This window comes from Sphingopyxis sp., assembly GCF_036402335.1.
GTDB lineage: Bacteria > Pseudomonadota > Alphaproteobacteria > Sphingomonadales > Sphingomonadaceae > Sphingopyxis.
In genome coordinates, this window is the sequence record NZ_DASWTD010000585.1 from 1 (window position 1) to 6,924 (window position 6,924).

The window sequence follows — 6,924 nt, forward strand, 5'->3', positions numbered from 1 at the left end:
CACCAGGATATGGCTGCGCCGCCCTTCCCCGCTCCCGCTCGTCGTGTCGCCGACCGTCCAGCGCACCGTATCGCCGGCGGCGACCGCGACGATCGTTTCACCCGGCTGCAAGGCGATATCAGTGATCCGCTCGGGCGCGGCATAGAGGCGGAACAGTGCGCCCTCCGCATAGGGATAGACCTGAACGGCATCGAGATAGCCAGCGCGCGACGGCTCGCGGAGCGCCGCCTTGTTGGCGGCATCGACCCGCGCGGCGGGTTGGGCGGCAGCGGGTACGGCGAGCGTGGCAATGCTGGTCGCAAATATAAGTGTCCGAATCATCGGTCGTTCCTTTCGGAGCTGGGGACAGGTTCAGGCAGGGCGGCACCGGCTTCGGAGTGCGCGGCGTCGGGGACGTTGCCGTCGGGTCCAGCAACCACCTCGTCCGGCATGGCAGACGCGCCGCCCTGCGTTGGGGCCGCGGTTTCGAACTCGCGGCTCCAGTCGATCGCATCGACATAGAGGCCGAGCGGGTTCTTGCGCAGCGTCTCGGCGCTGCGCGGCGGCCTGAGCTTCACCCCGAGCATCGCGGTCCAGCGCGACGTACCCGCGAGGCTGCCGCGTTCATATTCGCTTTCGGTCCATTTGACCTGGAAGCTCGTGTCCGACGCCCGCACGACGCTGGAGACCTGGACCGATACGGTGCGCCGCCCGACGTCGGCGAAGGGATCGGCGGCGCGGGCATATTCACCGAGGAACAGCGCGGCGCGATCGCTCGCGAAATCATAGGCCGATAGCCAGTTCTCGCGCATCAGCACGGGATCGAGCGACCGCGCGCGGACGTTCGTGATGAAGCGTCCGAGGTGCCAGGCGACCTGGGGATCGGTCGGCCGATAGCCCGTGACCACTGGCGCCACCGCGCGCGCCTCGCCGAGCCCGTCGACCTCGACCACGTAGGGAACGACGCGGCTCTGCAGCGATTGCCAAACGAGTGCCGCTGCAAGTCCGGTGGTGATGAGCAAGCCGCCGAGCGCCATCAGCCGCCAGTTGCTCGCCTGTGCCCGCGCCGAGCCGATGCGCTCGTCCCATATTTGTCCGGCTCGGCTGTAGGGCGTCTCGGGCTCGGGTGTCCGTCCATAACGCTCGGCCGTTCGTCTGAATCGCATCAGTCAGTCCCTTTCCTTGATATCGGGTGCGACACCGCCGCCGCCCTTGTCGCCGCCCTGGATGGTGTGGAGCGCCATCTGGCGACGGTGTCGGCGCGCATCGGTGGCATGGAGTTTACGGGCCCAGACGGGGGCGGTCGCCGCGCCGCCGCCAGCTTCGGCAGCGCGAGCGCCGCTGTCGCCGCTCCCGGCGGACCAAGCCGCCTGCTGCCCGCGCTCGGCCGCGTCGCGAAGCCCGAGACCGCCACCGATGCGGTCGGATATAGCGCTCTTGGCTGCGCTCGCGACGCCGCCCAAACCGGCGGCAACGCTCGTCGATCCCGACGTCTCCTGGCCGAGCCGATAAGCCGTCGATGCGGCGCTTCCCATCGTGGTGCCGGCTCGGATCGCGCCGAGCCCGGCACCCGCAACACCGCGCGCCGCCGCCACCGTCCCGGCGGCGCCCATCGCGAGACCGCCGACGGCGACGCCCGCGGTCGCGACGACCGATCCGGCGCCGAGCTGCGGCGCACCGGCGACGAGCCCGGCGGCGATCCCGGGACCGAAGATCGCGAGACCGAACAGGGCGAGGCTCGCGAGCATCAGGGAGACCGCCTGCTCGATCGACACTTCGTCGCCGGTGATGGCGCCGGTAAAATCGGCGAAATAATTGGAACCGATGCCGACGATCACCGCGAGCACCATGACCTTGACGCCCGAACTCACCACATTGCCCAGCACGCGTTCGGCGAGGAAGGAGGTGCGGTTCCAAAGCGCGAAGGGCACCAGGACGAAACCGGCGAGCGAGGTCAGCTTGAATTCGAGGATGGTGATGAAGAGCTGGATCGCGAGGATGAAGAAGGCCGCGATCACGACGATCCAGGCGATCACGAGGACGGCGATCTCGACGAAATTATCGAAGAAGTCGATTGGCCCGACCAGTTCCTTCGCCTGTTCGAGCAAGGGCCAGGCGGCCTCGAAGCCGGTGCCCGCGAGCCGCCCGGGCATCAGCAGGTCCTCGGCGGTGATGGCGCTGCCGCCCGCCGTCAGGCCGAGCCCGGCGAAGGAGCGGAAGATGATGTCGGAGAGCGTCGGGAAGCTGTTCAGGATCAGCGCGAAGGCGCCGACGTAAAGGATTTTCTTGAGGAACTTGCCGACGATGTCGTCCTCGCCGCCCATCGCCCAGAACAGGCCGGCGAGCGTGATGTCAATGCCGATCAGGATCGTGGTGAGAAATCCCACGTCGCCGCCGAGCAGTCCGAAACCGCTGTCGATATAGGCGACGAACGCCTGCATGAACTGGTCGATGACATTGAGGTCCTGCACGGCCTCACTCCTGTCCGAAGGGGGATGGTGTCGCGGGAGCCGGTCCGGGTGAGAAGGGGGGACCGGGTCCGGGCTCCCGCGACGGGGCGGCGCTGGCCGGGGAGCTGGGGCGGGCGCCGCCCCAGGCTCATTGCTTGGGCGTGTAGGCCTTGCCGTCGCCGAGAAAGCGCGTCGTCCGCTCGCGCGCCTCGATCGCGCTCTGGCCTCGACGCGCAGCTTCGAGCGAATCCTTGCGGAACTGCGCCGCCATCAGCGTCTGGAGCTGGAGCTGCTGCTTGGCGGCAAGCGCGAGCAGCTGGTTGGTCGCCTGCTGCGCGGCGAGGCTGCCTTCGGCGCCCTGGCTCCGCGCGACGATCGCGGCGAGGTCCTTAGCGTCGTCCTGGACATTTTCGACGATTCGGCTTTGCACCTCCATCGTCTGGCGGAAAGCGGCCATCTCGGTGTCGAGCCGCTGCTTCGCGAGCGCGAGCCGTCGGTCGCGCTTCAGCACCACGCCAGCGCTGCCGGGGAAGAGCTGGCGATAGCGCTCATCGAGCCCGTCGACGCGGAAGTCGATTCCCTGCGCCTGCCCCATCAGCCGGTCGATCTCGCCGAGCTTCCCGCGCAGCTGGTCGAGTTCGGGAAAATCGATGCGAGCGAGATTCTTCTGCTGGTTGACGAGCATCTGCGCCTCGTTCTGAAGCGACTGGATTTGCTGGTTGATCTGCTGGAGCGTCCGCGCCGCGGTGAGCAGATTCTGCGAATAATTGGCGCTGTCGAACACCGGCATCGCCTGCGCCGGGGACATAGGACCGGCGACCCCGAGACAGGCTGCGGACGCACCGAGCGACGCGGCGATCATGTAGCTCTTCATTCTTCTTCTCCTTGCGTGGGACGGGCGGCGGGAAAACCGGCGAGCAGGTCGGCCGCCCAGGGGAGACCTGCGGAGGTGAGGAAGGCACCCGCGAAATCGGCGGCGTCCCCGTCGGTGAGGAGGCGGTCGATCCGCTTCTGCGTGTCGGGGTCGGAGGCGCCACAGAGCGCGAGCGCGACGGGCCCGAGCCCGAGTTCGAACAACCGGTTGCCGCGCGCCGATTGCAGATAATATTCGCGCTTCGGTACTGCGCGGCTGACGAGTTCGATCTGTCGCGCATTGAGGCCGAAGCGCGCATAGGCGGCTGCCGACTGCGGCTCGATCGCGCGGTCGTTGGGGAGAAGAATGCGCTGGGGGCAGCTCTCGATGATCGCCGGCGCGATTGCGCTGTCGGCGATATCGGCGAGCGACTGGGTCGCGAACAGTACCGCGACATTCCGCTTGCGCAGCACCTTAAGCCATTCGCGGATGCGCGCCGCGAACAGCGGGTGGTCAAGGAATACCCAGGCCTCGTCGAGGATCAGCAACGTCGGTCGTCCGGTGAAGCGCGCCTCGAGACGGTGAAAGAGATAGGTCAGCACCGGCGCGACGACGCCCGCCTGCCCCATCAACGCCTCGGTCTCGAAACATTGCACGTCGGCGACGCGCAGATCGTCCTCGGCGGCGTCGAGCAGCCGACCGTAAGGCCCTTCGAGCGTATAGGGTGCGAGCGCGGCGCGCAGCGGCGCCGATTGCAGGAGCAGCGAGAGGCCGGTCAGCGTCCGTTCGCGGGCGGGTGCCGACGCAAGGCTGGAAAGCGCCGACCACAAGGCTTCCTTGATCTCGGGGGTGACGGCGATTTTCTCATGCGCGAGCAGCGCGCCGATCCATTCGGCAGCCCAGGCACGCTCGTCGGCGCGGTCGATGTGGCGCAGCGGCTGAAAGGCCACCGCCCCGACGGTCCCGCCCTCCTCTGTCTGGCCGCCTAGACCGAGCACATGATGTGCGCCGCCCATCGCGAGCACCGCGGCGCGCGCCGAATAGCCCTTGTCGAAGATATAGACTTGCGCGTCGGCATACCGGCGGAACTGAAGCGCGAGCAGCGCGAGCAGCACTGATTTTCCGGCACCGGTCGGGCCGACGACGAGCATGTGCCCGACATCGCCGACATGGGTCGACAAGCGAAAGGGCGTCGATCCGCTCGTCTCGGCATGAAGCAGCGGCGGCCCGCCGAGGTGCGTATTGCGCGCGGGACCCGCCCACACCGAGGAGAGCGGCATCAGGTGCGCGAGATTGAGCGTGTGGACCAGCGGCTGACGGACATTGGCATAGACCTGTCCCGGCAGGCTCGACAGCCAGGCTTCGACCGCATTGAGGCTTTCGCGGATGCAGGTGAAGCCAAGCCCGTTCACGATCCGTTCAACCGCGCGGACCTTTTCCTCCGCGCGGGCGCGATCCGCGTCGGCGACCGTGATGGTCGTGGTCAGATAACCGAACGCGACATGATCGCCGCCGAGCGCCTGCAGCGCGAGATCGGCATCGACGACCTTGTTGTCGGCGTCATTGTCGAGCAGCTGCGCCGGCTGGTTATAGATCACCTCGCGCAGCAGCGCGGTCACCGACTTGCGCTTGTTGAACCATTGGCGGCGGAGCTTCGTCAGCGCCTTCACCGCGTCGCCCTTGTCGAGCGCGATGAAGCGTGTCGTCCAGCGATAGCCGAAGCCTTCGTGATTGAGGGCGTCGAGGATGCCGGGACGGCTGAAGTTCGGGAAACCGAGGATGGTGAGGGTGCGCAGATGCGCCTCGCCCAGCATCGGCTCGAGACCGCCGGTGAGCGGCGTGTCGGCGAGCAGCGCGTCGAGATACATCGGGGTCTCGGGCACGGCGACGGCATGGCTGCGCGTCGAGATCGTGCCGTGCAGGAAGCTCAGCGTCTCGCCGTCGTCCAGCGCGCGGACCTCGGGCATGAAGCCGCCAAGGAGATCGAGCGCGCGGTCGGTCTCGGCGACGAAGCGAGCCAGCGCCTGCCGCCAGTCGCGGCCCTTGAGATCGTCACCGCGCTCGACCAGCAGGCGCCCGGCGCGGTCGGTGCCGTCGGGCGGTGGCAGGAAGGTGAGCGTGAGATGATAGCGGCTCTCGAAGTGGGTCCCGGCGCTCTCGAACGCGGCACGCCGCTCGGCGTCGACGAGCCACGAGGCGGGGTCGGGAAAGTCGCTCGCGGGGTAGCCGGGCGCCTCCCGGCGCTCGGCGTCGAAGTGGAGCGCCCAGCCCGAGCCGAATCGCTTCAACACGTTGTTCGCGCGCGCCGCAGCGGCGACCAGTTCGGCCTCGGTCGCGCTTTCGAGATCGGGTCCGCGAAACGCCAGCGTGCGCTGGAAGCTGCCGTCCTTGTTGAGCACGACCCCCGGCGCGACCAGCGCCGCCCAGGGCAGGTGGTCGGCGAGCCGGTCGGCGCGGCTGCGATATTCGCGAAGGTTCAGCATGCGAGATGGCCGCGCTGGCGGAGGTGGCGCAGGAGGATCGGCGCGAAGTCGGGATCGCGCTTTGCCGCGAACACCGCTGCAGTGTGGCCGAAGGCCCAGAGGAGCAGCCCGGCGATCCATTGCTGGAGGCCCAGTCCGAGCGCGGCGGCGACGGTGCCGTTGACGATCGCGATTGCGCGCGGCGCGCCGCCGAGCAGGATCGCCTCGGCGAGTGCGCGGTGGATCGGCACCTCATAGCCCTCGATATGCGCGCCGGTCATGCGACGAGCGCCCCGCCGCCGAAGGAGAAGAAGGAGAGAAAGAAACTCGACGCCGCGAAGGCAATCGAGAGGCCGAAGACGATCTGGATCAGCCGCCGGAAGCCGCCGGCGGTTTCGCCGAAGGCGAGCGTCAGCCCGGTGGTGATGATGATGATCACCGCGACGATCTTGGCGACCGGCCCCTGTACCGATTCCAGCACCTGCTGGAGCGGCTCTTCCCAGGGCATGCCCGATCCCGCCGCCGATGCGGTGGTGGCGATCGCAATAGCTGCGACAGCGGCTGAGAAGCCTAAAAACACAGTCGGTCGGTCGTGAACGCGAAACAGGTGCATGATCATTCTCCTTGTCGATCGGGTGAGAGGTCGGTCAGGGCGTAGTTGCCGCCCGCGTCGAGGCCCGCGACGCGGGCGACGCATTCGACGCGGCGCGCGCGGCCGCGGCCCGCGATGAACACGATCATGTCGATGGCCTCGGCGATCAGCCGGCGCGGCACCGCGACGACGCTTTCCTGGACGAGCTGTTCGATCCGGTAGAGCGAGGCCGCGGCGCTGTTCGCGTGCACGGTGGCGATGCCGCCAGGATGGCCGGTGTTCCATGCCTTCAGCATGTCGAGCGCCTCCCGGCCGCGGACCTCGCCGACCACGATGCGGTCGGGGCGGAGGCGCAAGGTCGAGCGGACGAGGTCGGCCATCGTCACACCGCCCTGCCCTGCACCGCCCGGCGGCCGCGTCCGCAGCGCAACGACATCGCTCGCCGCGCATTGCAGCTCGCGGGTGTCCTCGATGATGAGGACGCGTTCGTCGAGATGCGCCATCTCGGCGAGCAACGCGTTGGCGAGCGTTGTTTTGCCTGAACTCGTGCCCCCGGCAACGAGGATGTTCCGGCGCTCGACCACGGCC

8 protein-coding genes are annotated in these 6,924 nt (G+C 68.2%); all 8 read right to left on the reverse strand.

Annotation, left to right across the window (positions count from 1 at the left end):
- Positions 1–321: TrbG/VirB9 family P-type conjugative transfer protein (locus tag VGD20_RS18970; RefSeq protein WP_331135937.1), on the reverse strand; the 321-nt coding region annotated here is incomplete at its 3' end.
- Entirely contained in the window at positions 318–1,145 is an 828-nt protein-coding gene (gene trbF / locus VGD20_RS18975) for a conjugal transfer protein TrbF (RefSeq protein WP_331135938.1), read from the reverse strand. The genes trbF and VGD20_RS18970, both read right to left, overlap by 4 nt.
- 3 nt (positions 1,146–1,148) lie before the next feature.
- Positions 1,149–2,450 (reverse strand): P-type conjugative transfer protein TrbL, encoded by a 1,302-nt coding sequence (gene trbL, locus VGD20_RS18980; RefSeq protein ID WP_331135939.1) that lies wholly within the window; start codon positions 2,448–2,450, stop codon positions 1,149–1,151.
- 127 nt (positions 2,451–2,577) lie between these two features.
- Positions 2,578–3,303 carry a P-type conjugative transfer protein TrbJ gene (gene trbJ / locus VGD20_RS18985; RefSeq protein ID WP_331135940.1) on the reverse strand — a complete coding sequence of 242 codons (726 nt, stop codon included), beginning with the start codon at positions 3,301–3,303 and terminating at the stop codon, positions 2,578–2,580.
- Complete coding sequence (gene trbE / locus VGD20_RS18990; protein ID WP_331135941.1) at positions 3,300–5,765, reverse strand: conjugal transfer protein TrbE; 2,466 nt, start codon at positions 5,763–5,765, stop codon at positions 3,300–3,302. The genes trbJ and trbE overlap by 4 nt, the downstream gene beginning before the upstream one ends.
- Positions 5,759–6,025, reverse strand: coding sequence for a VirB3 family type IV secretion system protein (locus tag VGD20_RS18995; protein ID WP_331135942.1), 267 nt, complete (start codon positions 6,023–6,025; stop codon positions 5,759–5,761). The genes trbE and VGD20_RS18995 overlap by 7 nt, the downstream gene beginning before the upstream one ends.
- Complete coding sequence (locus VGD20_RS19000; protein ID WP_414714597.1) at positions 6,022–6,363, reverse strand: TrbC/VirB2 family protein; 342 nt, start codon at positions 6,361–6,363, stop codon at positions 6,022–6,024. Before VGD20_RS19000 ends, VGD20_RS18995 begins: the two co-directional genes overlap by 4 nt.
- A partial coding sequence (locus VGD20_RS19005; RefSeq protein ID WP_331135944.1) for an ATPase, T2SS/T4P/T4SS family occupies positions 6,360–6,924 on the reverse strand: 565 nt, incomplete at its 5' end. The genes VGD20_RS19000 and VGD20_RS19005, both read right to left, overlap by 4 nt.

What these genes read in the sequence shown, in the direction of transcription:
- trbE (WP_331135941.1), bottom strand. Translation starts at nt 5,765, where the DNA reads ATGCTGAACCTTCGCGAATATCGCAGCCGCGCCGACCGGCTCGCCGAC.
- VGD20_RS18995 (WP_331135942.1), bottom strand. Translation starts at nt 6,025, where the DNA reads ATGACCGGCGCGCATATCGAGGGCTATGAGGTGCCGATCCACCGCGCA.
- trbJ (WP_331135940.1), bottom strand. Translation starts at nt 3,303, where the DNA reads ATGAAGAGCTACATGATCGCCGCGTCGCTCGGTGCGTCCGCAGCCTGT.
- trbF (WP_331135938.1), bottom strand. Translation starts at nt 1,145, where the DNA reads ATGCGATTCAGACGAACGGCCGAGCGTTATGGACGGACACCCGAGCCC.
- VGD20_RS19000 (WP_414714597.1), bottom strand. Translation starts at nt 6,363, where the DNA reads ATGATCATGCACCTGTTTCGCGTTCACGACCGACCGACTGTGTTTTTA.